The 25673-nt window shown below is 58.2% G+C and carries 22 protein-coding genes; 12 read left to right on the top strand and 10 right to left on the bottom strand.

Annotated elements, in window-relative coordinates:
- Positions 1-2 precede the first annotated feature (2 nt).
- From FIU94_RS20500 to FIU94_RS20480, 5 genes are all read left to right on the top strand, one after another.
- On the top strand, positions 3-1445 hold the full coding sequence (locus FIU94_RS20500; protein WP_007120615.1) for a TrbI/VirB10 family protein: 1443 nt from the start codon (positions 3-5) through the stop codon (positions 1443-1445).
- An 82-nt stretch (positions 1446-1527) separates the two neighbouring features.
- Positions 1528-2523, top strand: coding sequence for a P-type DNA transfer ATPase VirB11 (virB11, locus tag FIU94_RS20495; protein WP_007120616.1), 996 nt, complete (start codon positions 1528-1530; stop codon positions 2521-2523).
- Between the two features lie 348 nt (positions 2524-2871).
- Positions 2872-3729 carry a DUF1837 domain-containing protein gene (locus FIU94_RS20490; RefSeq protein ID WP_235859527.1) on the top strand — a complete coding sequence of 286 codons (858 nt, stop codon included), beginning with the start codon at positions 2872-2874 and terminating at the stop codon, positions 3727-3729.
- Positions 3726-6347, top strand: a complete 2622-nt coding sequence (locus tag FIU94_RS20485; RefSeq protein WP_084353841.1) for a DEAD/DEAH box helicase — start codon at positions 3726-3728, stop codon at positions 6345-6347. Before FIU94_RS20490 ends, FIU94_RS20485 begins: the two co-directional genes overlap by 4 nt.
- Before the next feature lie 18 nt (positions 6348-6365).
- Positions 6366-6653, top strand: a complete 288-nt coding sequence (locus FIU94_RS20480; protein WP_007120620.1) for a DCL family protein — start codon at positions 6366-6368, stop codon at positions 6651-6653.
- Between the two features lie 231 nt (positions 6654-6884).
- Here FIU94_RS20480 and FIU94_RS20475 read toward each other — a convergent pair whose 3' ends face one another.
- A complete protein-coding gene (locus FIU94_RS20475; RefSeq protein WP_007120621.1) occupies positions 6885-7160 on the bottom strand; it encodes a WGR domain-containing protein in 276 nt (91 codons plus the stop codon).
- Between the two features lie 174 nt (positions 7161-7334).
- Here FIU94_RS20475 and FIU94_RS20470 point away from each other — a divergent pair, with 174 nt between their 5' ends.
- Positions 7335-8300, top strand: a complete 966-nt coding sequence (locus FIU94_RS20470) for a DUF2235 domain-containing protein (RefSeq protein ID WP_254702718.1) — start codon at positions 7335-7337, stop codon at positions 8298-8300.
- A 78-nt stretch (positions 8301-8378) separates the two neighbouring features.
- On the opposite strand, the gene FIU94_RS20465 is transcribed toward FIU94_RS20470, so the two are convergent.
- The 4 genes from FIU94_RS20465 to FIU94_RS20450 form a co-directional block, all read right to left on the bottom strand.
- Complete coding sequence (locus tag FIU94_RS20465) at positions 8379-9368, bottom strand: TniQ family protein (RefSeq protein ID WP_083545780.1); 990 nt, start codon at positions 9366-9368, stop codon at positions 8379-8381.
- A complete protein-coding gene (locus FIU94_RS20460; protein ID WP_071974414.1) occupies positions 9314-10171 on the bottom strand; it encodes a TniB family NTP-binding protein in 858 nt (285 codons plus the stop codon). Before FIU94_RS20460 ends, FIU94_RS20465 begins: the two co-directional genes overlap by 55 nt.
- Positions 10149-11777, bottom strand: coding sequence for a Mu transposase C-terminal domain-containing protein (locus FIU94_RS20455; RefSeq protein ID WP_093455154.1), 1629 nt, complete (start codon positions 11775-11777; stop codon positions 10149-10151). The genes FIU94_RS20460 and FIU94_RS20455 overlap by 23 nt, the downstream gene beginning before the upstream one ends.
- Positions 11778-11964: 187 nt before the next feature.
- Positions 11965-12597 (bottom strand): tyrosine-type recombinase/integrase, encoded by a 633-nt coding sequence (locus FIU94_RS20450; protein WP_040701957.1) that lies wholly within the window; start codon positions 12595-12597, stop codon positions 11965-11967.
- A gap of 384 nt (positions 12598-12981) precedes the next feature.
- On the opposite strand from FIU94_RS20450, the gene FIU94_RS20445 reads away from it, so the two are divergent.
- From FIU94_RS20445 to FIU94_RS20420, 6 genes are all read left to right on the top strand, one after another.
- Positions 12982-13833 (top strand): transketolase, encoded by an 852-nt coding sequence (locus tag FIU94_RS20445; RefSeq protein WP_152467648.1) that lies wholly within the window; start codon positions 12982-12984, stop codon positions 13831-13833.
- Between the two features lie 11 nt (positions 13834-13844).
- Complete coding sequence (locus tag FIU94_RS20440) at positions 13845-14873, top strand: transketolase family protein (protein WP_050770463.1); 1029 nt, start codon at positions 13845-13847, stop codon at positions 14871-14873.
- 49 nt (positions 14874-14922) lie between these two features.
- On the top strand, positions 14923-15675 hold the full coding sequence (locus tag FIU94_RS20435; RefSeq protein ID WP_007120918.1) for an SDR family NAD(P)-dependent oxidoreductase: 753 nt from the start codon (positions 14923-14925) through the stop codon (positions 15673-15675).
- A gap of 73 nt (positions 15676-15748) precedes the next feature.
- Positions 15749-16714 (top strand): TRAP transporter substrate-binding protein, encoded by a 966-nt coding sequence (locus FIU94_RS20430; RefSeq protein ID WP_040701884.1) that lies wholly within the window; start codon positions 15749-15751, stop codon positions 16712-16714.
- Complete coding sequence (locus FIU94_RS20425; protein ID WP_007120920.1) at positions 16714-17286, top strand: TRAP transporter small permease; 573 nt, start codon at positions 16714-16716, stop codon at positions 17284-17286. The genes FIU94_RS20430 and FIU94_RS20425 overlap by 1 nt, the downstream gene beginning before the upstream one ends.
- Positions 17287-17298: 12 nt before the next feature.
- Positions 17299-18555, top strand: a complete 1257-nt coding sequence (locus FIU94_RS20420; RefSeq protein WP_007120921.1) for a TRAP transporter large permease — start codon at positions 17299-17301, stop codon at positions 18553-18555.
- Here the strand turns inward: FIU94_RS20420 and FIU94_RS20415 are convergent.
- The 5 genes from FIU94_RS20415 to FIU94_RS20975 all read right to left on the bottom strand — a co-directional run bounded on the left by FIU94_RS20415 (position 18552) and on the right by FIU94_RS20975 (position 25214).
- Positions 18552-19538: a LysR family transcriptional regulator gene (locus FIU94_RS20415; protein ID WP_007120922.1), complete on the bottom strand. Its 987-nt coding sequence runs from the start codon at positions 19536-19538 to the stop codon at positions 18552-18554. The genes FIU94_RS20420 and FIU94_RS20415 overlap by 4 nt on opposite strands.
- Positions 19539-19942: 404 nt before the next feature.
- Complete coding sequence (locus tag FIU94_RS20410) at positions 19943-21856, bottom strand: type IV secretory system conjugative DNA transfer family protein (protein WP_007120923.1); 1914 nt, start codon at positions 21854-21856, stop codon at positions 19943-19945.
- 15 nt (positions 21857-21871) lie between these two features.
- Positions 21872-23800 carry a relaxase/mobilization nuclease domain-containing protein gene (locus FIU94_RS20405; RefSeq protein WP_007120924.1) on the bottom strand — a complete coding sequence of 643 codons (1929 nt, stop codon included), beginning with the start codon at positions 23798-23800 and terminating at the stop codon, positions 21872-21874.
- The gene (locus FIU94_RS20400; RefSeq protein ID WP_007120925.1) at positions 23793-24515 is read right to left on the bottom strand and encodes a helix-turn-helix domain-containing protein; all 723 of its coding nucleotides are present in this window, start codon (positions 24513-24515) and stop codon (positions 23793-23795) included. Before FIU94_RS20400 ends, FIU94_RS20405 begins: the two co-directional genes overlap by 8 nt.
- A gap of 522 nt (positions 24516-25037) precedes the next feature.
- Positions 25038-25214 carry a hypothetical protein gene (locus FIU94_RS20975; RefSeq protein ID WP_254702717.1) on the bottom strand — a complete coding sequence of 59 codons (177 nt, stop codon included), beginning with the start codon at positions 25212-25214 and terminating at the stop codon, positions 25038-25040.
- Positions 25215-25673: the final 459 nt, after the last annotated feature.

The raw sequence follows: 25673 nt of genomic DNA, 5'->3' as shown, positions 1-25673 counted from the left end.
CCATGGCCGAACAAACCCCTCCCGACCTTCAGGACCGTCTCGACCAGTTCAGCCAGCGCGGCAAGTCCAAGCCCCGCGGAAACAGCCTCGGGGTCGGCGCGCTCGCGGCCGCCCTCGCCCTTGGCGGGGCCGGGGTCGCGTATTTTCTGGCCACCGGTCTGCAGGAAGGTGACAGTGCGCTTGAGACCTCCGATGTCGAGACCTTTCAGGACCGCCGCCCCGGCTCCGGCGGGCGGCTGAAGTTTCCGCCCGACGAGACCGAGCAACGGGTCAATGACGCACTGATCGCCGTCGAGGAAGCGCTCGACGTGCCCGCCGCCCCTGCCCCGGAACCGAGCGCCGAGGTGCTGGCCGAAATCGCCAAGCTCCGCGAAGCCCTCGCCGCCAGCCAGGCTGCCCGCAACTCGGAAATCCAATCCGCTGTCGCGGACCTGCGCGAGGCCTTCGACGAGCAAAAGGCCGCGCTCGAAGCAACGCTCGCCGCAAAGGAAACCGAGCTGGCAAACCTCCAACGCCAGACCGAGACTCGCATCGAGGGGCTGCAGGCCATGCTCGATGCCGAACGGGCGCAGCGCGAGGGGCTTGAGGCCGAGCTCGATCGCGAAGGGGTGATCGCCGATCAGCGCCTTCTCGAACAACGCCGGCGTCAGGAAGAGGAGCAGCGTCTGCGCGAGGCCGAACGCATCGCCGAGGAGCTTCTGACTGCCCAGATCAAATCCCCCGCCGTGGTCTATGCGGACGGTCCACGTGGTGGTGCGAGTGGCGCGGCGGTGGCCGATCCTGCCGCCGCTGGCGCAAGTGGACCGGCCCTCTCGGGCAACGAGCAGTTCTTGCAGAGTGCGCGACCGCTCGAGGTGCAGGAGGCCGCCCGCCTCATCCATCCCGAACGCACGCTGACCCAAGGATCCGTCATCCAGGCGGCGCTGCAAACCGCTATTAACAGCGATCTGCCCGGCTCCGTTGTCGCGGTGGTCTCCGAGCCGGTGCTGGCGTTTTCCGGAGACCGGATCCTGATCCCCCGGGGCTCCCGCCTTTTTGGCCAATACCGCTCCGGGATCGAAATGCACCAGAAGCGCATCCTGATCCTTTGGACCCGCGTCCTGACCCCGGACGGCACCTCGATGGAAATCGCCGCTGTGGGCGGCGACCAGCTTGGCCGCTCGGGCCTCACTGGTCTCGTCGACACCAAGTTTGCCGAGCGCTTCGGCGGGGCGGCGCTGATTTCCGTGATCGGGGCGGCGCCTGCCGTGGCGGCGGAGAGTGCCAACAACGAGACGACAAGCATTGTCCTGGGCGATGTCAGCAGCGACCTGCAGGACGCTGTCGGGTCGGTCATCGCCGATCAGGTCTCGATCGCGCCGACGATCTATGTCGATCAGGGCGCCTCGGTCACCGTGCTCGTGGACCGGGATGTGGTGATCTACGGGGGTTCCGGTTCACAATGAAAAAGAAGCATCAGGTTTCGCGTTCGAGCCGCAGGCGAGAGGCAGCGAAACCAGGTTCAATATTACCGGAATCACCGAATTGATGGATCAGGCCTCGCCAGCCTCATACCTCGAGCGTTATCTCGACCCGTTCCGCGATCTCCTGCGGCGTGACGACGTGGTCGAGATCGCGATCAACCCCGACGGCAAGGTCTGGCTCGAGGTCGCGGGGGATGCCAGCATGCGCCACGAAGGTCAGACCGTGGATCGGACCACAGCCCTCAACATGGCCCAGACCATCGTCGGCGATGCCAAGGCCCGCGTCTCTGAAAAGAACCCCCTCGTCTCCGGCAAGGTGGAATATGCGGGCCGCCCGCTTCGGGTCCAGGTCGCCGTGCCGCCCGCCATCGATCGCGGTGCCTCGATCACCATTCGCCTCTTCGCCTCTGGCAGCATTAGGGACTACGCCCCGGCTTATCTCTTCGGCAAGGCCGTCTCGCTCGACGCCCTCCGCGCGGAGAAGATGAAAAACATCGCCAGTCTAGCGGAGGAGAACCTTGAGGCCGCGCTGCAGACTCTGGTCGAGGCGCGGCTCAACGTCCTGATCAGCGGCGGCACCTCGACCGGGAAGACCACGTTCGCCCGCCACCTCCTGACCCATGTGAGCGAGCACGAGCGGCTGATCACCATCGAAGACGCTTTTGAGCTCTTCCCCGGCCAGCCCAACACCGTCGCCCTCCTTGCCGACCGCGGTGCCGGTTCGCAACGCAGCGCCAACGCTCTCCTTCAAGCCTCCCTCCGTATGCGACCTGACCGGATCATCGTCGGCGAGCTGCGCGGTGCCGAGGCCCTGACCTACCTCGAGGCCATCAACACCGGCCATGGCGGGTCGGTTTCCACCATCCACGCGGAAACCGCAGAACTCGCAATCGATCGACTGGCGATCATGGTGCTGCAGGCCGGCACACCACTGACCTTTGCCGAGGTTCGGGAATACATCCGGAAATCCATCGATGTGATCGTCCAGCTCGGGCGGGCCGAGGGGAAGCGGGGGATTACGGAGTTCTATCTGCCGGGGTCGAGAAAACTACCGACATAGACGGCGCGATGCAGCCGTTTGCAACGCTGAACTGAACTTCCGCAAGGCGAAGTGTAGCGTTCACGCCAAAAGGAGACAGCTGACGTATTATCAACGGGCAGCGGTGACACTCCGGACCTTGGGGCGTTGAAGGAGTATCGCACAATTTCTTTGACCGCAGCGCGAAGAAAAACCTAACTATTTGAATTACGTATGATACTCTCTATGCGAGCAGCAGCGGGGTCGGCACAACCACCCTAAAACGAAAGGAGGCGACCACTGACTCAAGTACTTCCAGAAGATTTGGTTAATATAGTTTCGGGCGATCCAGAAGAGTTGGGTGTTCATCTCCAGCTTGTTAAACGGGACGTGCTCTTGAAAGATTGCGTGGCCCGTCTCCACTGTCATTGCCTGACTGTGGATGGGAACGGACGCGTCAAGCCGGAGCGTCTTGCGGAATTTATGCGCAACTCAATTATCGATTATGCCGTCCCGAAATCGCGGTTGGATGATGCGCGGGCGCGGGACGCCAGATTCAAGTCCGGAAGCGCGGTTGCAGCCCTGCACCACGAGGCAATCGGCACTTTTACGGACCTTGCCAATACTGGCGAAGGCGGCGAGATGCTGCTCTTCCTACTCGCAGAGCGCTTTCTCAAGGTTCCTCAGGTGCTCTGTAAGATGGACCTTAAGACCGACTCTCACATGCACTATCATGGTGCGGACGGCGTCTATGCTTCCGTAAACGAAAACGGCCTTCTCAAACTTTTCTGGGGCGAGTCAAAGGTGTATGGCGACCCTACAGCGGCCATAAGAGATTGCCTTTCATCACTTGCCCCTTTCCTCGTGGAGACGGACCACGAAGGCGCTGATCGCGAGCGGGATCTCGTGCTCCTCAGCGACAAAGCCGATCTCAGTGATCCGGAACTTACGGCCGCATTCCGGAAATATTTCGACCGAACCTCACCGCTATCGAACAGGGTCGAATATTGCGGGATCGCGCTTATCGCCTTCGATGCGGATTTCTATCCGAAAGATGATGCAAAAGGCATCGGGGAGGACATCCTGAAGGCGGCGAATGACGAAATGGAAAAATGGGTGAAGAATGTAAAGAACAGACTATCGGTGGAGAAACTCGACAAATTCGACATTCAGTTTTTCTGTGTGCCAGTGCCTTCGGCGGATGGGTTTCGCGCATCGTTCCTTAAGGCGCTGGGTATTAAGAAATGAAAGATACCGAACTCTTTGATTGGCTGTCGGGTGAGGCGCTTCGTGATGATATTATCAGGTTGACTCAGATCACAGTGGCGACTGAGATAACAAATCTGGACGCAATCCATGAATCCGCTGACCCAAAGAAGAGCTTTGACTGGCAGCAGCTTCTTTTGGCCGGAAGCCTTTTGGCCAGATCAACCGAACGAACGCATCAGGAGGCGGCGCTGCGGATCGCAACCGCTGCCGTCACACTCGAAACTTCGCCGGAAGTGCGGGATGCGGGGGCTGTCCTCCTCGAAAAGCTGTCCAATCGCAGGTCCGTCGAGCTGGCAATACTGCGAAACCGGATCGCTCCCGATCTTGAGGGCAGACTGGGCGTGTCGATGCGCCTTGAAGCCAACAGAAGACGTTTCGAGGACTCGATACTCCTTGAATCGAGCGGAAAATGGATAGGCGTCAACGATTTTCAGAAAGAACTATGGGCGGGCGCCTCTTCCGGCGCCGGCTGGCTTTCAGCGTCCGCGCCAACCGCGTCCGGAAAAACTTACCTCGTTTTGCAGTGGCTGCTCGATCACGTTCGCACGAGCAAGACAAAGATCGCCGTTTACCTTGCCCCAACCCGGGCTTTGGTGAGTGAGATTGAACTCAGTCTGAAGGAGCTATGTCAGTCGGACACCGGCATCGAGATCACGTCGCTACCGCTGACGGAAGTTTATTTCTCATCTACGACGGGAGACAAGAAAGCCGTCTTCGTATTCACGCAGGAGCGTTTGCACCTGCTTGTCAATCTTCTCGGGGAGGACTTCAGTGTAGACCTTCTCATTGTTGATGAAGCGCACAAGATCGGAGACAATCAGCGTGGTGTAATACTGCAGGATGCAATCGAGCGGGTGTCTCGGCAGAACCCGATGATGAAGGTCGTGTTTGTAAGTCCTTCGACACAAAATCCCGGAGAACTGCTTGAGGATGCGCCGAACGATATGCCGAAAACGTCGGTCAATACCGATATGCCAACCGTTCTGCAGAACGTGATCCTAGCCGAGCAAGTGCCTCGGAAGCCCAAGGAGTGGTCGCTGGACCTTGTCTGGGGCGATTCACCCATACCACTGGGCACGCTTAAACTGTCAAACAAGCCTGCGGGCCTGAAAAAAAGGCTGGCGTTTATCGCAGCGGCGGCAGGCGGTCGCGGCGGCACACTGGTTTACTGCAACGGCGCGGCTGAAGCGGAGGACGTCGCGCTCCTTATCAGCCAGTTGGAAGGCTCGGAGAAGACAGATGATCAGGAATTGCTGGACCTGGCTGATCTGGCCCGCAAAGGGGTCCACCGTAATTATCAGCTCGCGCCGCTGGTCGAACGTGGTGTCGCTTTTCACTATGGAAACATGCCCTCTCTCATCCGCACCGAGGTTGAGAGGCTGTTCCGCGACGGCAAGATAAGATTTCTTGCCTGCACCTCGACGCTGATTGAAGGAGTAAATCTCTCTTGCAGGACCATCGTTGTGCGCGGTCCCCGGAAGGGCCGTGGGAACCCGATGGAGCCGCACGACTTCTGGAACCTCGCGGGACGGGCCGGTCGCTGGGGAAACGAATTCCAAGGCAATATTATCTGTATCGATCCAAAGGATGAAAAAGCATGGCCCGTCGGCGTGCCGAAGCGCTCACGCTACCCGATCAAGAGAGAAACTGACGTCGTTATATCTTCCACCGATGAACTGGCTGCGTATCTTGAGAACAGAAACATCGACTCTTTGGCCGATCTTGCGCAAGGCGAAGAATTCGAACAGGTCGGGGCTTACCTCCTCAATACATATATTCGTCTTGGTACGCTTTCCGATGCCGCATTTGCGAAACGGCATTCTCCAGATGCGCTCCGGAAACTCGATAGAAGCCTCGAAGGTATTTCGGCGCTGATCAATATTACGCAGGATGTTCTAGTAAGACATCCAGGCGTCAGCGCGGTGGGCCTGCAGCGTTTGCTGGAAGCTTTTCGAAAGTACGAAGGCAATATCGAAAATCTGCTGCTCGCGCCTTCGGAAAGCGTCGATGCGTACGACAGGTACGTCACCGTCATGCGACGGATTAACGCAAATTTGTATCCTGTCTTCCTGCCAGACAGTCTCATTCCCCTGCACGCGCTCGTGGTTGTCGAGTGGCTGAAAGGATTGTCTTTGGCTGCAATTATCAGGAAGCGTATAGAGTATCAGCAACGAAACAACAGATCGTTCAAGCTTCCAGTGCTCATTCGCGAAACGATGAGCATGGTGGAAGAGACAGCAAGATTCAAGGCACCGAAGTATATTTCCGCCTATATGGATGTCCTCCGCCTGTTCTTGACTGAAGCCGAGCGCGAGGACCTGATTGATGAAGACTTTGACATCGGGATAGCGCTTGAGTTTGGCGTCTCCAGCATCACGCTTCTCTCATTAATGGAACTAGGGCTTTCCCGCATGTCTGCGGTGGCCTTGTATGAGAAGATTGCGCGCGACGATCTGGACAAGGAAGGTTGCCTGGCCTGGATTAATCAGCATGGCCCGAATTTCGCCGGGATGGACCTGCCTAACCTTATCGTCAGGGAAACGCTGCAGGTATCGGGCCTTGATGATCCGGAAGCGGGCCACGAATTCAGCGAATAGAGTAGAGAGGAAGCGATTATGCCCGCAAAGCCAGTAGAGATCGGATCGCTCTCATTCGCGAGGAAAGGAGACGCAAACGACTTTTTTAGGGATATGCTGTACAAATATGAACTGGGTGACAAGGTAACCAATGAAGACGCCGAAATACTAACGCATCTCATGCATATGCATCCCGAAGCCGCCGAAAAGATCGGCCCGGGAATTGAAAGCTTCAGTGTAAGAACGGCGGATTACGGAACGCGCTGCTTCTGGGTCAACCGCGTCGATGGAACGACAGAAAAATTCTCCTTTCGAGCGTGTTACTGATCATCAACACAGAGCTGCCATCGGCTATCGCTCATTAATTGGCTCGTATTCGAGTTTATGCTCTTCCTGGTGTGCGGTGACCTGCCACTGGGCTCTGATCCAGCCATGACTGGTGCCCGGTTGGTCTTAAGCTGCCTACGGATTCTGGACCGCCGAAAGGTGGAGGATCCGGTTGCCGAAAACAAACGCGAAATACATGCTATGCGAAATCTTCTTCTCTAAAATTCAATCTTAGTTCTGCGCCACGGCTGCCCTATACCCTCGCTGCTTTTTGCTAGCATGGAGCTTCATGAGCGCCGTGACAGCCTTGCCCTCGTCATCATGAAATTCGATCATCATCTGCCCTCGAAACCCGATACGGCCCCATTCCCGCACGAGGCATGCGCCGCCAAACAGGTCTGGTTGAACACTCATTCTATAGAAGCGCCGCATGTTGATAGACAGGTCGACCCGCTTGAGATCGACTGTCGTCGGGAACACTTCCATTTGCTGCATCGTATCCAACATATTGGGCAATCCCTTCTCATGTGTCACAATATCAGGTAGACATATGTGTTTCCACTATGTTCTAATTTTTCCCGACTCGGGCGAAACATTTCCGCTGCACTCTCTCCTAGCTTGGCAGAACTGCTGCAGGTTTAGGATTTTGACTGTACTTCGTGTTCTTGAATAGGGCGACAAATGGTAAAGAACATCTGCATATTCTCGGACGGAACCGGCCAGATGGGTGGCGCCAGGCCAGACCAACGGCTGTCGAATGTTTACAAGATGTATCGAGCCATGCGTCCCGGCCCAGATTCACCAATTAGCCCTAAGGACCAAGTGGCTTTTTACGACCCGGGCTTGGGAACAGGAGAACGCGGTGGGTTTTTCGGTCGGATCAAGCCCATCCTGGAAAGCGCCGTCGGAACTGGCATCGACCACAACATAATCGATTGCTACGAGCAGATCATCGCCCATTACGAGCCCGGCGACCGTGTGTTGCTGTTTGGGTTCTCGCGCGGGGCCTACACAGTAAGAGCACTTGCAAACGTTATGAACCTCTGCGGTGTCCCGACGCAGATGCCAGATGGTTCGCCGGTCCCGCGTTACGGCCCCGGATTGCGCAAGATCGCCAAGGACGCTGTAAAATTCGTGTATAATCACGGTGCTGGAAAACCGCGCGGACAAGATCCTTACTTCAAGAACCGTGAAGAACTCGGCAAGCGATTTCGCAAGAAGTATTCGAGCTTTCCGCTCGTAGGCGAAGAAAATCAGGGAAACGTTCAGCCAACATTCATCGGGGTCTTCGACACGGTGGCATCACTGCGAACGGCAGTTGTCCGCACCTTGGTCTGGGGCGTCACGTTCGGGGTCGGGGCGGCTTTGGCCGCAGGCGTTGCACTCGGATGGTCTTGGCTTTTGGTTGTTCCGCTTGGCGTACTTCTAGTCGCGCTTCTTTGGCAGCTAGGTTCCCTGTTGCTCGACAACTTCAAGTATTTCTCGGACGATCCCGAGCGCAAACTGAAGCTCTGGCGCCCAACCGATTGGCCGCAGATTCTCAAGACGGGTCATTTCGCGGCTTGGAACAAGCGCAACTACGACAAGTGGCTGGATCCCGATGTCCAACACGCCCGTCACGCCATGGCGATTGTCACTGTACCCTAATTAATCAGATTCTGCGGATTGGAAGCGTTTTCGGCAGATTCTGTACCCTTAATTGCAATATATCCACAGGGCGCTGCGTCAGTGGCTGACACAGCTTTGGCGCTTCCAGATTGCATCGGCTCGTGCCAGAAGCGCTTGACGATCTGCATCGGCACCGAGCTCGGAGATGGCCTGACGGGCAGCGTCTAGGGCCTGCGCAGACGTCTTTTTGGGCGACGTCGCCCTGGCAGATCGGTCAACGGGACTGCTTTCCTGCCGACGTCTTCGCGGAAGTCGCATATCGAGGTTCATCGACAGCTTGCGCACCTTCTCAATCAAACGTCTGCGCTGAGGAAAGGCGCGTCGGAGATCCCAGAATGCTTGTTCATTTCCGCGCAGCAAGATGGCCACTCCCAATAATGGACGGGCTGAGCAGACATCGACAGCTGCGAGTGCTATTGACCGCTCCAGTTGACACCGCGACGTGAGTGGCACGCTGTATACCAACTCAAGTACTTGTAAGAGGCACAGCGTATGGCTGATCCGCTGCATGTGCCTCAGATCGGCGGCGGCAACCGCCGTCTTCAGCAATGCCGCGCCCCGAGCGGCGCGGACACGTAGCCTGTTTGATAGACCATCGGCCGGATGCCTCGCCACAAGAGGTCGACCACAGTTTTCGCAAGTCAGCGACCAGGCGAAGCGCCAGTGGCGCAGGACCAGTCCCGAGGTTTGTTTCGAGCAGTTTGCGCAACTTTGGAAGTCATCGCTAGATACGCATTGAGCGGGATGATGCGTCGTGTCCGGGAGGGTCATGGCCGCGATCTCATCCCGGGTCTGCTGAACCGCCGGACATAGCCGAGCCCAGTTCACATGCCCAAGGTCACCCGCATGCTCCGGCACCCTGCCCTGCCCCAAACCGAGATAGCCGCAAAGCTCTTCGACGGAACAATGATTGGCCCGGGCCAACCGCCCGATCCAGCTCGAGAGAAGCTCGTCGGATACCGGTGGCGGTCGACGCGGCAATGGGTTCACGGTCACCCGAACTCCGCGATGGGTTGGCGCGGAATGCTCCAAGCATGCTTCGCCCATACCGGCTGCCAGGCCTGAACGGCCTCATCGGTGATCCGCTCCTCACCCGTCTCGATCGCATCGATGGCCAAGGACTTGATCATGATGAACACGCGCGAGGTCACACCGCCCGTCACTTTCAGGATTGTCCGAAGCGACGCAACCGTGAGGCCCGACCGCTGCTCAAGTGCCATCGCGGCAATCAGCGTTTGGATGAGCCGAGAGAACTCCACGTCGTCCTCCCAGAGCGGCAGGTAGTGTTCGTCCAGGCGACGGGCCAGTTGGTCGTCACCGCGGACGGCCTCGAGCGCTTCGTTGACACCGAAAACGACAAGCGAGGCACAGAGATCGTTGGCCAAGAACCGCAGCATGTTCAGGAACCGGCGTTGCTCCCGGTAACTACCGGCAAGCAGATTGTGCACCTCGTCGATCATCAGCATCTTCAGGTCCATATCCCGAAGATGACTGAGCGCGCGGACCTCAAGTTCGGACACGGTATGCCGCCCCCACATCGGCGCCCCGATCGTCGAAAGGATGTGCTGGTAGAAGCGTCGCTCGTCCGGCGCTGGCGGCGCCTGAACCAGCAGGATGGGGGTCTTCGTGATGCCCAGTTCTGCGTTGTACTGCGTCGGATACTTGCTGGCCATGCGCTTGGCGATCATCGTCTTGCCAATACCGGAACTGCCATAGACCATCAGGCCAGGCATCCGGCTCTGCTGCGGCATTTCCATCAGGGACGTCAATCGGTTGAGAACAATCGTGGCACGGTCGAATGCGATCCAATGATCGCTGCGGATGCGGTCAATTCTTTCTTCTGGGGTCATCAAACTCTTCAATCGGATAAGTGGGGAGGTCTGGGTTACCAGTGTCGATGGCGAACATTTCTCGGGACGGATCGCGGCGCGGCTGGTGCTTGGGAAGCCGCGTCTCGCGTTCGCTCTCCAGACGGGCGGTCCTTGTCTTCTGACGCGCCGCCTCGGCCAGTCGTCTCTGCGCGTCGATCACCTGGAACAAGGCCTTCTCGTTGATCCGACCGCCATGCCTGTCTTGCCATTCCTTCCGCGCCCGACGACTTTCCCAAAGCGATATCCGAGGGTGGCTCAGATCCCGATACCGAGCCGGGATCATGCGGCCATCATTGACGAGAACCCAGACCTGCGACAGGTCCCGCGGGTCGTACTTCACCTGCACCTTGCCGCTGCCCCGTCCGACCAACGACGCGAAGGCATCACTCCAGTAGTGCACCCCAAAGAGAGTGATCCCAGTGCGCCCGAGCTGGCGCAACTCAAAAGGCAGGAAGCTTGTCCGGAAGGCTTCGACATCGACAACCTGCCGCCCCGCAGTGTCTCCGCCCAAGTCAGCCCAAGCGGCCAGCGGCGTTCGCCCGAGGGCTTCGTGGCGGGTATTGTGGTAGCGGCAAATCTCCAGATGAAGCCAGTCCTCGAACTCGGCCAGGGTCAGAGCCGCATGTTTCTCGCTGTCATAATCGCCCTTCTCGGCAGCGGAGGATTGCGTGGTCCCGGGCAAAACATGAACAGCCCCCATGGCCGTTCCGATCAAACGTTCGATATGACCTCCGAAGTGCGTTGCACCAGGCGGGCGGTACTCGACGGCAATGCCCCAATCTTCGCAGGCCGATGAGAAGGCGTCGCTGTGGAACTCCTGCGCGTTATCGACATGGATCGCCTTCGGGATGCCGGATGTCGGCCAGACCAATTCTTCCAGCTTCCCTGGGACGTGGATCGATTTCCGACGCACACAATGATCGAGGCAGAGCGCGATCGAAAGAACTGATGGTGCATCAAAGCTGACGAAGACCCCGAGAACGATCCGGGTTGCAACATCGATGGCTACCGTCAAATATGGGCGCGCAAGCGGTCGCCGATCCACGTGATCGACCAAAATGATGTCGGCCAAGGTGTGATCGATCTGAACAATTTCCAGTGGCGTTCCAACCGCAAGCCGGCCCGGACGTGCCGCAAAAGTCTTGTTCGCCTCCTTGGCACCACGGCGCTTTCTAACAATCTCTTTCTCGTCCATTGCATCGAGCCGAGCTTTCAGCGTTTTTCGTGCCGGTGGCTGGAAGCCCTTTGCCTCGCATTCCGAACGGATCTCACGCCAAATTCGCAGAAAGCTGGAGCGTTCGCGGACCAGATAATAGCGCCGTAGGCGTTCATCGATGAGGTCTTCGACTTCTCGCGCGATCCGTTTCGACCCCGGTTTCGGCCCCCGGCGACTGAGTTCCAGTGCTGCGGCCCGCCCATCGTTCTCGCGCAAACGGCGGTAAAGCGACCAGGTGTGGCTCTTCGCCAAACCTAGTTCCCAAGCAGCATCTCCGATTGCCGCACTGATCGGCTCACCCTTCTTCTCAAGTTCCAGGATCGGACGGAGGACTGCTGCTCGATGTTTTGCAAGACGCTCGCTGACCACGCCAATCCCTGCCCTATTCCTGTCAGCACTTATCCACAGAACTGACCGTATGCTAATAAAGGGTACAGTATGGCAATTAACGGTACAATATGAAAATTAAGGGTACATCGTGCCGCTGAAAACAAACGATAATTTTAAAGGCAATTCTGATTAATGAGGGTACAGTGACACCGTCCGCCAACGTGGCTCAAATGTCGATCTGCTCGGCGATGCTCAGAGCGTCTTCCAGCTCAACGCCAAGGTAGCGCACAGTGCTGTCCACTTTGGTGTGACCAAGGAGCAGCTGAACTGCGCGAAGATTGCCAGTCTTTCGGTAAATTTCGGCCGCTTTCGTCCGACGAAGCGAATGGGTGCCATACCCGCTCGGTTCTAAACCAATCGCGGTCACCCAGTCGCGGACGAGCCGACCGTACTGGCGCGTCGAGATGTGTGGGCGGTCATGGAACCGACTCGGGAACATGTACCGGCACGCAAACATCTCGGGCGACTTGACCCAAGCCAGGACAGTTTGGCGCGTGTTTTCCGTCAGTTCGAATTGAACGGGCCGCTTGGTTTTGCTCTGGATCACAGAGACTCGCTCCCGCACGCGGTCATCTTTGACCAGATCAGCAACCGCCAGTTTCACCAGATCGCATCCTCGCAGTTTGCTGTCGATGGCCACGTTGAAAAGCGCAAGATCGCGCAGGTTGCCCGACAGTTCGAGCCGCGCGCGGATCGCCCAGACCTGTTTCGGCAACAGTGGTCGTTTCTGGCCGATGATCCGGCCCTTGTTCCAGGGTCTTCGTTTCGGGGTGACAGCGGGAAGTTGGACTCTTGGCATATTACGCCCTCCAATCCTCCCGCCAAACCCAGACATCAGCACCGCGCTGACACCTAAATTTTACAGGCAGTTTGAATGGCCGTTGTCAGGTCGCCTGTTTTTTGGGACACGCCGCAGACGCATTCGGCAGCAAAGAGCGCATTTTGACCAATGCTGCGTCGGGCGCGAACTGGTACAATCCGTGTCAGACAGACATTGCAGCGGCCAAACTTGGCCGATGCCAACGACCTGATTTGAGAGCGGCCGGTCTGGCTGTAGTCGTTCCGTAGATTATGAAAATCATTTAAGCTGAGCTAACAAAGTCTGTAAATTTAGATAAAAGACCGGTGAAGTGTGCTCTGCTATCAATTCCTCCGACGCCCAACTGGGCAAAGGGAGGAAATCATGGAAACAGTCCGTCGACATTCTGAATCCAACGTCTCGCTCGAGCGACGCGCGTGGAACATCCGGCGCAAAGCGCTCTTGATGGGCGAGGTTCAGGGACAAGGCTATATCGGCCAGGCTCTCGGCGTGGCGGACGTACTTGCCGCGTCGTATTTCCATGCACTCGAATACCGGCCAGAAGACCCTGAATGGGAAGGTCGGGATCGCTTTTACCTCTCTATCGGTCACTATGCCATCGCGCTTTATTCGGTGTTGATGGAGGCAGGAATCTTGCCGGAGGACGAGCTTGAAACCTATGGTATGGACGATAGCCGGATGCCCATGTCTGGCATGGCGTCCTACACGCCCGGTATGGAAATTACCGGTGGATCGTTGGGTCACGGTCTGGGCATCGCTGTCGGCGCGGCTCTTGGCCTAAAGCGCAAGGAAAGCCCCGCCTTCGTCTACAACCTCATGTCGGACGGCGAACTGGGTGAAGGATCGACCTGGGAAGCGGTCATGTCTGCCGTTCAGTGGAAGCTCGACAACCTGATTTGTCTGGTCGATTTCAACAATCAGCAGGCTGACGGGCCGACGCGCGCGGCGCTGGCGCAAGGGGATGAAGAGAAAAAATGGGCCGCCTTCGGCTGGCACGCGCAGCGGGTGGATGGAAACGATCTTGATGCCGTCGTGACCGCATTCGATGAGGCACGCAACACCGACCATGCCGGACCGCGTGTCATCATTTTCGACACACGCATGTGCAAGGGCGTAGATTTCCTGGAAAGCCGCGAAATCACCCACTTCGTGCGCGTGGAAGCCGACGAATGGTCCAAAGCCCTGGCCAAGCTGGAAGAAGGAAAGCCGCAATGACCCTCGCCTCGATGAAGCGCAAATACGAGCCGCGCACGGTCCGGCTGGGCCCGGACGGTCAGAAGGTTGCAACGACCGCGATGATCGCCTCCTTGGCGGCAGAGGGCTATGACACGGTGGCGGCGCCTTTCGGCCTTGCCCTGGTCGAGGCCGCCCGGAAAGACGACAAGATTGTCGGTCTGTCCGCCGATCTCGCCAAATACACAGATCTGCATATCTTCGCCAAAGCGATGCCGGACCGGTTCTACCAAATGGGTATGGCGGAACAGTTGTTGATGTCGGCCGCCGCCGGGCTGGCACGGGAAGGTTTTAATCCCTTTGCCACGACTTATGCTGTCTTCGCCTCGCGGCGCGCTTATGACTTCATTGCAATGGCGATTGCCGAAGAAAACCTGCCGGTCAAGATCATTTGCGCCCTTCCAGGACTCACCACTGGCTACGGTCCCAGCCACCAGGCGACAGAGGACCTGGCGATTTTTCGGGGCCTGCCGAACATGACGATCATTGACCCGTGTGATGCTGACGATATCGCAGGCATGGTGCCGCAGATTGCTGCGCATAACGGTCCAGTTTATTCGCGACTGCCACGGGGCAAGGTTCCGAGCGTTCTGACTCGCCACAAACCAGACTACAAGTTCGAGCTGGGCAAAGCGCAGATCATACGCGACGGGAAGGATGCCTTAATCATCTCGACAGGTTTCATGACCATGCGTGCGCTGGACGCCGCCGTCCAACTTGAGGCGGATGGGGTAGAGGCTGCCGTGCTGCATGTCCCGACGATTAAGCCGCTGGATACCCAGACAATCCTTGCGGAAGCGCAGAAGGGCGGTCGTCTGGTCGTTACGGCCGAAAACCACACCGTTGTTGGCGGGCTTGGTGAGGCGGTTGCGCGGACCCTGCTGACGAACGGAGTAACCCCGACGTTCCGAATGATTGGTCTTCCAGACGAGTTCCTTGAAGCGGGCGCTTTGCCGACTTTGCACGAGATGTACGGCATGACAGTCAGCCAGATCGCGGCGAAGATCAAAGATTGGCTATGACGAATTAGGGTTTAGTCAGTCCAACACAATTTAAGGGAGGAGAGAGGCTATGGGGCTTCTGAAGAACAAGTACGCCATTGTGACCGGCGCGGCCTCGGCCCGAGGTCTCGGCAAGGCGACAGCGCAAATGTTCGCCGAACACGGCGCAACAATTGCCATTCTTGATCTCGACGCTGACGCGGCAAAGGCCGCAGCGGCGGACCTCGGTAAGGGTCATGTCGGTCTCGCCTGTAACGTCACTGACAAAGATGCCTGCAATGCGGCAATCCAGACGCTGATGGACAGCTGGGGCCGGATTGACATTCTGGTCAACAACGCCGGGATCACCCAGCCACTCAAGATCATGGAGATCGAGCCGCAGAACTATGACGCGGTGACAGACGTGAACCTGCGCGGCACGCTTTATGTGAGCCAGGCCGTCATCCCCGGGATGATAGCGCAGAAATCCGGCTCCATCGTCAACCTGTCGTCCGTCTCTGCGCAGCGCGGCGGCGGTATTTTTGGCGGGCCGCATTATTCCGCAGCCAAAGCCGGTGTCCTTGGTCTGACCAAGGCAATGGCGCGTGAGCTGGCCCCCGACAACGTGCGCGTGAATGCCATCTGTCCCGGCTTCATCGCCACTGACATCACAGCAGGTAAGCTGACCGCTGATCAGCAACAGATGGTGCTGGACGGCATTCCCATGGGCCGAGCCGGAGCGGCGTCAGACGTCGCCGGCTGCGCCTTGTTTCTTGCGTCCGACCTTTCCGCCTACTGCACAGGCACTGAGGTCGACGTCAACGGAGGCTCTTTGATCCACTGATCCCCGAGCTAAAAGCCGGCGTCATGAGGAATGGCGCCAAAACCTGAAGTCTTCTCAAAGGGAGGAACCTACAATGAAGACAACACTAATGGCCGTTCTGGCCACCACGACCATAATCGCGGGCACCGCACAAGCGGACGAGATCATCTTCGCCCACGGCTCCAACCCAGGCAATCCGCGCTATGTCGCAGCAGAGAAGTTCGCCGAACTTTTCACCGCGTGCACGGGCGGCGAGCACACCGTGAACGTGGCAGCCTCTGCTACGATGGGTGACGACTCCGAGATGCTAACCTCTGCCACGGCAGGTGTCATCAACATCACTGCGAATAGCCAAGGCGCAATGAGCCAGATCGTACCTGAAGTGGGCCTCTTGGGGTTGCCCTTCCTGTTCAAGGATCTGCCGACCGCTTGGGCCGTGCTTGACGGGGAGGTCGGTGATATGATCGACGCACGCGCCAACAACGCAGGCCTCAAGGTTTTGGGTTTCTGGGACAACGGCATCCGGAACGTCACTCATACTGAGAAGGGCGTTCCAACCCCTGCTGATCTGTCGGGCATGCAGATCCGCACCCCCCCCGATCAGATGACGGTCGACATCTTCGAGGCTCTGGGTGCATCTCCAGCTCCTCTGGCATGGTCAGAACTGCCGACCGCGCTGCAATCCGGCGTCTTTGACGGGCAGGAAAACCCGCTTGTGAACATCTACTCGGCCAACCTGCACGAAATTACCCCCTACGTCACGCTGACCGGCCACAAGTACGAATCCACGCCGGTCGTCGCGGGTCTGGCTTGGTGGTCGGGCCTTGACGAGGCGACGCAAACCTGTGTCACCGACGCCGTGGCCGAAGCTGGCGAGCTTCAACGAAATCTGGTACTGGCCTCTGACGAGGAGCTTCGGCCGACGATGGAAGCCGAAGGCGCGATCTTCGCCGAAGCCGACAAGGCGGCATATCAAGAAGCAACGCAGTCCGTCTACGACCAGTACGCGGAGCAGTACCCTGAGCTCGTTGCGGCACTACGCGAAGCGGCGGGCCTGTGATGTCCGCCGGGGACCGCAAGTCCCCGGAGAATGGCGGGAAGGGGCAGAACAGCCCCTTCCTCAGCCTGGCTCGCGGGGCTACTAACGTACTGGACTGGAGCGGCCGGATCATCGTGGCAGCCTGTCTCGCGTCAATGTTCGTAGCACTTCTCGTCAATGTGATCCTACGCTACGCTCTTGGCTCCGGCATCCCATGGGCTTCTGAAATACATGCGATCCTGCTGCCTTGGTTGGTGGCTGGTGGGCTCGTGATTGCTTCAGCGCGCGGGCGCAATATTGCGATCACGCTGCTTTCTGATCTGCTGAAAGGCCGGGCGCTTCTCGGGCTCAATCTGATCATCCAAGCGATTATCCTGATCATTGCCATCAGTGTTCTCTGGAGTAGCCAGCCAATCCTGAAGGCCTCGCAGTTCCAGACCCTGTCGACCCTCGGCATAAAGCAGGTGTGGGGGTATTCGAGTCTTGTCTACGCTTTCGCGGCCATGGCGCTCATTGCCGCGCTTAACCTCTTTAGGGCGCTGTCCGGCGAAGATGTTGCCAATCACGATCCCCAACACGCAAGCCTGAGCTGAAAGGAGACCATCATGACCGCTCCCCTCGTCTGGATTTTCTTCATTCTGCTGGCAATTTCGGTCCCTGTCGCCCATGCCATGCTGGGCGGGGTCGCTGCTGCGCTCTGGCTCGACGGCAAGCCGATGGCGGTGATCGCACAGCGACTCTATACGCCGACACAAAGCTTCCCGATGCTGGCGATCCCGTTTTTTATCCTCGCTGGCAACCTGATGATGTCGGGCAAGTTCGGCGTCTATCTCGTCAATATCGCACGACTGATTGTCGGCAATTTCAAAGGGGGTCTGGGCCAGGTCTCGATCATCGGTTCGGTGATGTTCGGCGGCGTCTCTGGCTCGGCGGTGGCCGATGCCTCCGCGCTTGGTAATGCGCTGATCCCGGTGCAGAAGAAAGAAGGTTATCCGGCCGGGTTTTCGGCCGCGATCAACTCGGCCTCGTCAACCGTGTCGGTCCTGATCCCGCCGTCTATTCCGCTGATCCTGTTTGGCCTCGTGTCCAATGTCTCAATCGTTGACCTGTTCATCGCCGGTATCCTGCCGGGTGTCATGCTCGGCGTTGGTATGTTCGCGGCAGTCGCCGTGGTGTCGGGAATAAAGAACCTGCCGCGCTCGCCGCTCGAAGGCGGATTCCGGGCGTTTAAGTCGCAGATTTTCGCAGCGATCCCCGCGCTGCTTATGCCTATCTTCGTGATCGGCACCCTGCGCTTCGGCGTCGCCACGCCGACCGAGGTCAGCGTCATGGCGGTGGCCTACGCACTTCTGGTGTCCGGTCTTGTCTATCGCGACCTCACATGGCGCGGAATCTGGCAGGCTTCGGTCGACACCGGGCTGATGACCGGCGCAGTCATGATCATCATCATGGCATCCTCGACGATCCAGTGGGTTCTGACAGCCGAGCGAGTCCCACAGGAGCTTGCTGAATGGGTACAACTGACCTTCTCAGAACCCTGGATGGTTATCCTTGCCTTGAATGTGGTGATGCTGATCGTTGGCGCGTTTCTCGATCTGCCTGCCGCAGTTCTTCTTCTCGGCCCACTATTCGTCACGATCGGCAATGCGATCGGTCTGGACCTTGTGCAGCTTGGTCTGATGATGGTCGTCAACTTGGCGATCGGTCTTTACACCCCGCCTGTTGGCACGACTTTGTTCATATCCTCGGCGATCTCGGGTGCGAGTATTGGCCAGACCGTGAAGTGGTTGCTGCCGTTCTACGGTGTGGCAATCGTGGTCCTTTTGCTCATCTCTTACGTACCCGCCTTGACGATTTACTAAATACCCCAAGGTTTCACATCGATCAGTTCCGGCCCGGATTCGGGCCGAAAGCTGCACCCCAAGCCGGTCAGAAACTTGCGCGCGCCGGCTTCGTGCTCGTCTGCACTGGACTGAAGCCAGCTCGCAAATCGGCTCACGATACGGCGGTTGAAGTGGCGTGGCGGACAAACGAACCAATAGGCCGGGAAATCTATAACGTCGAAATTCGTCGAGAACGGTACAAGCTCACCGCGCTGTAATTCCGGCAGGCAGAGCGTCACGCTGTCAAGCGCAAGCCCGCCGCCCTGCTTTGCCAGTTCAATCGACATCGAGGATCGGTCGAAGCGAAAAGGATATGTCAGGCCCTCGATCTCGATCTTGTTCGAAGCAAGCCATAGATCCCAACGATACAGCATCTTCACGCTGTCGATCAGGCGCGCCGCCTTGATCTGTTCGCGCGGATCGTCGGAGTGTTCCTGCAACGAAGCAAGGTAATCCGGACTGCACAGCGGAAGCACAAGATCATGTATGACGTTGTTGACTGTCAGGCCCGTCCAACCGCCCAAACCGTAGCGCAGGTCAAAATCGACCGCCTCGGTATCGAATGCGGTGAAGTCGGGCGTTGCGTCAATGCGGATGTTCCAGTCGGGATTTTCTGTCGCAAAATTTGCGATTTTTGGACCAAGCCAACGAACGCCGAAGCTGGGGCTGACCCGAAGGGTCAGATTGCGTGTATCCCGCTGGCGCGAGATCGCGCCTCGGGCGTTTCGGATGGCACTGAAGGCCTGGGTCGTGGTTTGAAACAGACGATCTCCGTCCAGTGTCAGAATAAGCCGTCGCTTTTCGCGGCGAAAAAGTTTGACGCCAAATTGCTCTTCTAGGATTCGTAGTTGCTGGCTTACGGCCGATGGCGACACGCCGAGTTCCTGCGCGGCCTTCGTAACCGTCCCGAGCCGCGCCACGGATTCGAAGTATTCGGTTGCTCTGATGTTTATGTCACGCATTTGACGCCGGACCCTGAGGACTTAGAGAGTAGAGTCTATTAAGATGGGCTGAAATTGTCGAGTAGCACTCCTAACAAACGAAGGGGCGGCCAATACGTTGGGATCTCGTGGAGCGCTGCCCGACCTACATCTAATGCAGTCGCGATGCTCATCGACCGGCCGTTGTCGCGCATGCAGTGAATTCACCCTTTGTTCGCAACCTGTGAGTTGCCGCCTCAATCTTTGCTGCGCCTTGCACCAATGGCCGGTTTTCCCGCCGCCTTGCAGCGCCATGAGCAAAGCTGATGCAGCGATTTTCTTGCTGCGAGCGCGCGCAGCGAGAAATAGCAATGACCGCCTCGGGCTCGAATTGTGAATCCGCTACGGCTTGCTCCAACGTCCGCTGTTGTTCGCGACAACAGCCTCTAGTACCCTAACAATTCCTCGATAAGCTCTTCCCGCATATCCAGCGTCTGCTCCCAAGCCTTCGGCACATCCGCCTCTCGCTCGAGCGCCTCTGGCGCAGGCTGCTGTTCCATCTCAACCCCTTCACCCATCACCCGCATCCCCCGCGCCTCGCGCCGTTCCGCACGATCTCGCGCCGGCGGATGGCCCCCGGTTTCATTTGCCCCCTGCGCTCTGTTCTCGTCACTCCCAACACCCCATGGCCCAACACCTTCCACACTTGGCGGATAAGGAAACGGCTTGTCCTTCTGTTTGGCGTCCATCGCCTTAAAAAGCGGATCATCGTAGTACTTGATGCGCTGCGCTTTGATCGGATGCTGCGGCGACGCCAAGATTATTACCTCGTCGGGATCCATCAGCCGCGCCTCTGTCTCCGATAGCAGCGGCCGCTCCTCCAATCGGGCAGATGTCGACGTCGCACCAAGTATCCCTTTGTTCCGCCCGTACATCCGCGTCACCGCTTCCCGTGTCGTGCTGCCCACAGCCACCGAAACCTCCTTTACCGTGCGCTGATCCCGCGGCGTAATGTAAAGCTTCAGCCCTGCACCGTTCTCCAAACTTTCACGGCCCTCGGACCCATAGATGCGATCCAACGATGCCAGCGACTGCGCGATCATCGCTACCCTGCCCCCATAGCTCGCCAGCGAATGGATCGCGCGTTCCAAATACGGCATTGCGCCCATCTGCTGGAATTCATCAATCATCATCATGACTGGCCACGGCTCATCTTGTTCTGGCTCTTTGAGACGGATCGATGCAATCAAGTCCGCGAACATCAGCCGCAATAGTGGTGCCAGCGTCGCGATGTGGTCTTCTGAAACCGCGATGTAGAGTGACTGCGGTGTTTTGCGGAACGTCGCGAAATCGAAATCGCTGACTTGAGTGGCTGAGCGGACCGCCGGATTGTCCCACTGTTTCAAGCCCGCCGTCATCAGCGCCTGAATATTTGAGGTCAGCAACCGCGATGACGCGCTGGCCGCGTTGGTCCAAAGTTCGCGCAGAATAGCTTCCTCCGCCTCATCGGCATAAGTCTTGTATTGGGCGTTCTTGTACTCACCACCCGCAACGATCTTGTTCACCTCGCCAAGGTTTGCTGTGCCGCGCTGGATCGCCAGCAGACAGGCTGCCACAAAGATCGACTTGCCTGCCTCTGAAAACGTATCCAGCGTCTTGTTGTCCTTATCGAGGAACAGATCAGCCAAGATGCTGACTTCCGTAAACCGCTGCGCAAAGGTTGGCGCTTTGGCGATGCGCGACAGCGGGTTGTAACGGTGCGTGGCATTGGACCAATCAAACGGGCTGAAGCGATAAACCTCATCGCCATTGAGTGCACGCAAGCGGGATGTTTTCTCGAAGTTCTCGCCTTTGACATCGAGGACCACCACAGATCCTGCGAAGGCCATCAGGTTTGGGATCACGAAGCCCACACCTTTACCCGCCCGCGTTGGCGCCACCATCATCACATGCGGGATTGCCGCAGAAGAAATAAATCCGCCCTTTGACTTTGGCAGTCCGAGCTTGCCGCAAACAAACCCCTTCCCCGGCTTATGCAGCATGTCGTTTTTCATAAGCTCTGGTTTGGTCTGCCAATGGGCCGAACCGTAGTCATCCCGTTCTTTCTTCCAGGTCCAAGCAAGTGCAAGGCCACCGAGCCCGATGGATCCAAAGCCAACTGCACCGTAAGCCACCTTGAAGGCTTCAGGGTGTGCCGCGCGCAATCCAGGACTGGCGTTCCACACAGCCAGCATGTCGAAATTGCCAAACCCCGTTCGCAGCGCCAATGCCAAATAGAAGCTTGCGACAATGGTCCCGAGGATCGCACCGCAGATTGCGCCAAAGGGCAGTGCGGCCCAAAGAGGAAATGCTTTGTTCATGTGTTCATCCTCGCTCTAGAATTCCATCTCGTCGTCGAGACCACGATCACGCCCAAGGTCTTTGCCTAAGGTCTGCGCCTCTTGCTGCCCTTTGAGCTGCGCCACTTCGGTTGCCTTGTCCTGCTGCAGACTGGATGCACGATCAGTGAAGACCTGGTCGCCGGTTTCTTCAAAGGTCATTTCTAGGAATTCTTGTGTGACGGTGATCTGATCGATCTTGCCCGGCAGCACGTCGTTGAGGACTTCGTAGTTCCCGCGCCGCAGCTCGCCGAGGCCTTCCTCGCCCAGCTCTTTGAACAGCTCAGCCTGCAGAGTGCGCTCAACAGTTTCTTCCTGAACTTCTGACAACTGCCCATCGCGCAACATATCCGCCAGATCCTGCAGATAGGTATTGGGGCTGCGATCATCCTCATCGATCAAGGGCAGATCTGCCGCCTCTTCCTCTGCAAGGCTCAACCCGATTGCGACACCGAGTTCTTTGGCCCGCTCGGTCAGGGCTTCCATCACCCCATCGACACGTTCCAACGCCCCATCGAGTTGCTCATCATTCGCACTCTCGACCGTCAGTCCATCTTTGCTGAGGACGGCATTCATGTCCCGCTCAACCCAGTCTTGCGCCATGCCGTAATTCTTCGTGCCGCCAGCTGTAATCCGCGCCACCAACTCATTGCTATCCATGCCCGCCTCATCGGCTTGCGCTAGGACATCTTTCAAAGCGTCGTCATTGCCAGACTGCAGCGCTGCGGTCAGCACCTCGTTTCCAGCACCGGGCGGATAGGGCTCTTCAAGCTGCTTGCCAAACCGCGCGCGCAGTTCTGGATCGGGCACCATCTGTGACAAGTCCGCAATGACGGGAGCGGCCTTGGCTTCAAACGCGGCGCGCTCGGTTACATCAAGCTCTTCGGCTTTCAGCCGCAACGCTTCGATCGTGCGCTCGGAATAGTCGATGGCATCACCAACGGTTTTGATGTCTTTCATATCGATCTCTCCTTCGGTGAATGTCCAAGGGGTGCCAGTGCCCAGATTGGCGGCCATACCGCGCACGGCGCGGGCCAGATGGCGCTGGTCCATGCGGTCCAGCAGCTCGGCAAACTCTGTGTAGTCTTTGGCAAAGCCCACGACCTGCGCTTGTGCGACGGCGGATTCCTCGGCCGTCATGATGATCTCGCGCGGCAAGCGCGCTTCTTCTTTGGCGCGGTAGATTTCAGCAAGACCCGCTGGCTTCTCAAAGATACCCCGCTCGAGACGGGTCGTCGCGTCGAGTATGACGCCATAGCCTTCTGCGATCTCGGCCTGCTTTTCGCGCATTAGCTGCGGCGACATCACGCCCTCAGCCCAGCAAGAAAACCATGTGCCCTGATCGAGCCCACGGTTGTTCAGAATGATGTGCGCATGTTTGTGGGCGCGGTCGTCATGTACGGCGAGAACGTAATCCCACTGATCACCGTACTCACCGCTCTCGAAAAAATGCTCCGTCCAGTCCATCGCGATGTCGCGCACCTGATCGACGGTGACGTCTGTCGGGAACGACAGCAGCATGTGTGAGGTGAACCCGAGCTTGGTCGATCCGCGCCAGGTCTCCGACCAAGCCTCGATGATATCTGACTTCTGATCTTCAGACAGCACCGCGTCATCCGTCAGCGCATTGGTCATGGTCGAATAAGTGTAGACGGCCTTGTCATTGATATAGGCAAGCTGATTGCCAAGAGAGGCTTGTGTTTTGCACCCCCCTGCCCTGATCCGCTTGAACACAGCCGCCTGGCTCTGGCCACTGGCAGCCTTGGCGACGTTGCGCGCCGACATGGATCCGACGCGCCCAAAGCTGCGCCCTTGCCGCCGGCCCGCGATACGCGCATCAATCCGCGCCGCGGCTTTGCCCCGGATCCGCTCATCCTCCCAGAGCTTCCCCATGACGGAACTGTAAAGAGCGAGCGGATCAGCCATTGGAGATGTTCCGATCAATCACGATCGCGCCCGCTTGCAGCGCAGACCCGCCGTTCGGAACCAAAGCAGCCGATTCCCGCACCCCTTCGCGGCCACCCTCCCCTGCCACCAATCTCAGTCCCGATGCCACGCGCGCAGTCTCATCTGGATGCGCCCGCAGGGTGGCATCCCCTTCTTCCTTTAACGGCCAATCCTGCTTGCGTCGGACCTGCGCTGCATACTTCATCTGGCCGAGCTCACGGCTCATGCACTGCGCAAGATCAAGCAGGTCTACAAGCAATGCGCGGTCCTCAAGCGACACGGAAATCTTGCCGCGATGCACAGCCTTTGCGAGCGCCAAACCAGCATCACTGACGTCCTTGGCTTGTCGCCAACTGGCACAGAATTCAGCAACTAGATCGCGCGGCACATCAAGGAACCCACACCGTCCGCGCAGCACTGCATTGAGGGCTTGGGAGCGGTTGGCGAAACCACGTGTCTGCCACTCTGCATCAAAGGCTGCGAGCTCTGACGCTGAGGCGCGGAAACTGACCCGTTCAGAGGGATCACGCACCGCCAGTCCTTCGCCCTGCTCTTCCTTTGCAAGCCGCGTCACATGCCTGCGAGAGACGCCATAGGCTTCCGCCAATACCTTTGGGGTTTCACCTGCATGATAGCGCCGCGCCAGCTCAATGCGCTGCTCCAGCTTGAGGCGTTTTGGTCTTCCTGTCTTCATCACAAGTGCACCTCGCTACATTCAAAATCAAATATCCGGCGGCGCGTGCGAGGCAGCGCTTGCTTGCAAGCGCGTTCGCGCGTGTTGGTGGATTCTTTCTTGCGTGGCACGCTCTCAGACCCCTCGGACAAATGTCGCAGACAAGTGGCATATCCTGCCAACGTCTTCCTTCTCTCCTTCGCTTATACTTCAATATATCACATTGCACAATATGACGTTTTGCATGTCGTGTCTTTTTGATTGAATTGGGGTACACTCAAGACCGCTGCGCAGCGCGACATAGAACGCCGCCGTCCTCATCGATGCGCGGCAATCTGGTCGAATTAATCTGCTGAAATTTGCGCTCAAGCAGTACGCGACGACGAGCAGTCCGAGCGCCCGAGCCGGTCACGGATCGAGCGCTAGGAACACGAAAACGACCCGCGCGGGATGGCGCGGATCACACCATCCGAGGGCGGCACGATGCTTCAGAGTGACGGCGTCAGACCCCTGCGGATCCGAAGACCCGCAGGGGTGTCTGGGTCAGTGACCCAGTCCCAGAGTGCGCAGATCGTCGTAGCGGTTGCGGGCGATCAGCGCCTCGGTCTCGAGGCTGTCGAGTGTCTCGGGATGGGCGTCTTCATCAAAGGCGGCGAGGTAGGCTTCGAAGGCCATGTCGGCTTGCAGTTCGGCGAGGTCGATGGATTGTTCGAGTGTCATGGTGTGATCCTTTTCGTTGATCGTCGTTGGACGGATCGTGGAAAAGACCGGGGGCATGAGAGCGGGCAGCACCCGGCACGGGGCGGAATGAAATGGAGCACGCCGGGGGCAGGTTTGTTGTGAGCGATGCCCTTCAGCGATCAAGGCGCCAGCCGCCCAGAAACCTGCCCCCGGCGTTGCCGACCGCTCGACCCCGGGCTAGCGATCTGAAAGGCCAACAGGTCTACGGAAAGGCGCGCGGCGGTGGCCCTGGCGTGAGACGTCGTCCCCCGGAGGCATGGCGTTGATCTGCGGTTTACACCCTCGTGGCAAAGGGTGAGTTTGGCGCCCCTGGGAGCTTCGCCAAGATGACCCAGGCACGGGTTGCTCGACTGAGAGAAGGGGTGCGCTTGCCTCGCTCAGTGGGCTCCCAGTTCTCCCTACTGACTTTCGGATACGCCTCGGGTTGGCGCGATCCAC

The sequence above is a fragment of the Sulfitobacter sp. THAF37 genome (assembly GCF_009363555.1).
In the GTDB taxonomy this organism is placed as follows: domain Bacteria; phylum Pseudomonadota; class Alphaproteobacteria; order Rhodobacterales; family Rhodobacteraceae; genus Sulfitobacter.
This window is presented reverse-complemented; position numbering and strand designations above follow the sequence as displayed.

Excerpts from the sequence above, each read along its gene's own strand:
- virB11 (WP_007120616.1), top strand. The coding sequence starts at position 1,528 with ATGGATCAGGCCTCGCCAGCCTCATACCTCGAGCGTTATCTCGACCCG.
- FIU94_RS20465 (WP_083545780.1), bottom strand. The coding sequence starts at position 9,368 with ATGGGCGAAGCATGCTTGGAGCATTCCGCGCCAACCCATCGCGGAGTT.
- FIU94_RS20400 (WP_007120925.1), bottom strand. The coding sequence starts at position 24,515 with ATGAAGACAGGAAGACCAAAACGCCTCAAGCTGGAGCAGCGCATTGAG.
- FIU94_RS20485 (WP_084353841.1), top strand. The coding sequence starts at position 3,726 with ATGAAAGATACCGAACTCTTTGATTGGCTGTCGGGTGAGGCGCTTCGT.
- FIU94_RS20450 (WP_040701957.1), bottom strand. The coding sequence starts at position 12,597 with ATGCCAAGAGTCCAACTTCCCGCTGTCACCCCGAAACGAAGACCCTGG.
- FIU94_RS20435 (WP_007120918.1), top strand. The coding sequence starts at position 14,923 with ATGGGGCTTCTGAAGAACAAGTACGCCATTGTGACCGGCGCGGCCTCG.
- FIU94_RS20480 (WP_007120620.1), top strand. The coding sequence starts at position 6,366 with ATGCCCGCAAAGCCAGTAGAGATCGGATCGCTCTCATTCGCGAGGAAA.
- FIU94_RS20420 (WP_007120921.1), top strand. The coding sequence starts at position 17,299 with ATGACCGCTCCCCTCGTCTGGATTTTCTTCATTCTGCTGGCAATTTCG.
- FIU94_RS20405 (WP_007120924.1), bottom strand. The coding sequence starts at position 23,800 with ATGGCTGATCCGCTCGCTCTTTACAGTTCCGTCATGGGGAAGCTCTGG.
- FIU94_RS20460 (WP_071974414.1), bottom strand. The coding sequence starts at position 10,171 with ATGACCCCAGAAGAAAGAATTGACCGCATCCGCAGCGATCATTGGATC.
- FIU94_RS20470 (WP_254702718.1), top strand. The coding sequence starts at position 7,335 with ATGGTAAAGAACATCTGCATATTCTCGGACGGAACCGGCCAGATGGGT.
- FIU94_RS20500 (WP_007120615.1), top strand. The coding sequence starts at position 3 with ATGGCCGAACAAACCCCTCCCGACCTTCAGGACCGTCTCGACCAGTTC.
- FIU94_RS20440 (WP_050770463.1), top strand. The coding sequence starts at position 13,845 with ATGAAGCGCAAATACGAGCCGCGCACGGTCCGGCTGGGCCCGGACGGT.
- FIU94_RS20430 (WP_040701884.1), top strand. The coding sequence starts at position 15,749 with ATGAAGACAACACTAATGGCCGTTCTGGCCACCACGACCATAATCGCG.
- FIU94_RS20425 (WP_007120920.1), top strand. The coding sequence starts at position 16,714 with ATGTCCGCCGGGGACCGCAAGTCCCCGGAGAATGGCGGGAAGGGGCAG.
- FIU94_RS20475 (WP_007120621.1), bottom strand. The coding sequence starts at position 7,160 with ATGTTGGATACGATGCAGCAAATGGAAGTGTTCCCGACGACAGTCGAT.
- FIU94_RS20410 (WP_007120923.1), bottom strand. The coding sequence starts at position 21,856 with ATGAACAAAGCATTTCCTCTTTGGGCCGCACTGCCCTTTGGCGCAATC.
- FIU94_RS20975 (WP_254702717.1), bottom strand. The coding sequence starts at position 25,214 with ATGACACTCGAACAATCCATCGACCTCGCCGAACTGCAAGCCGACATG.
- FIU94_RS20415 (WP_007120922.1), bottom strand. The coding sequence starts at position 19,538 with ATGCGTGACATAAACATCAGAGCAACCGAATACTTCGAATCCGTGGCG.
- FIU94_RS20445 (WP_152467648.1), top strand. The coding sequence starts at position 12,982 with ATGGAAACAGTCCGTCGACATTCTGAATCCAACGTCTCGCTCGAGCGA.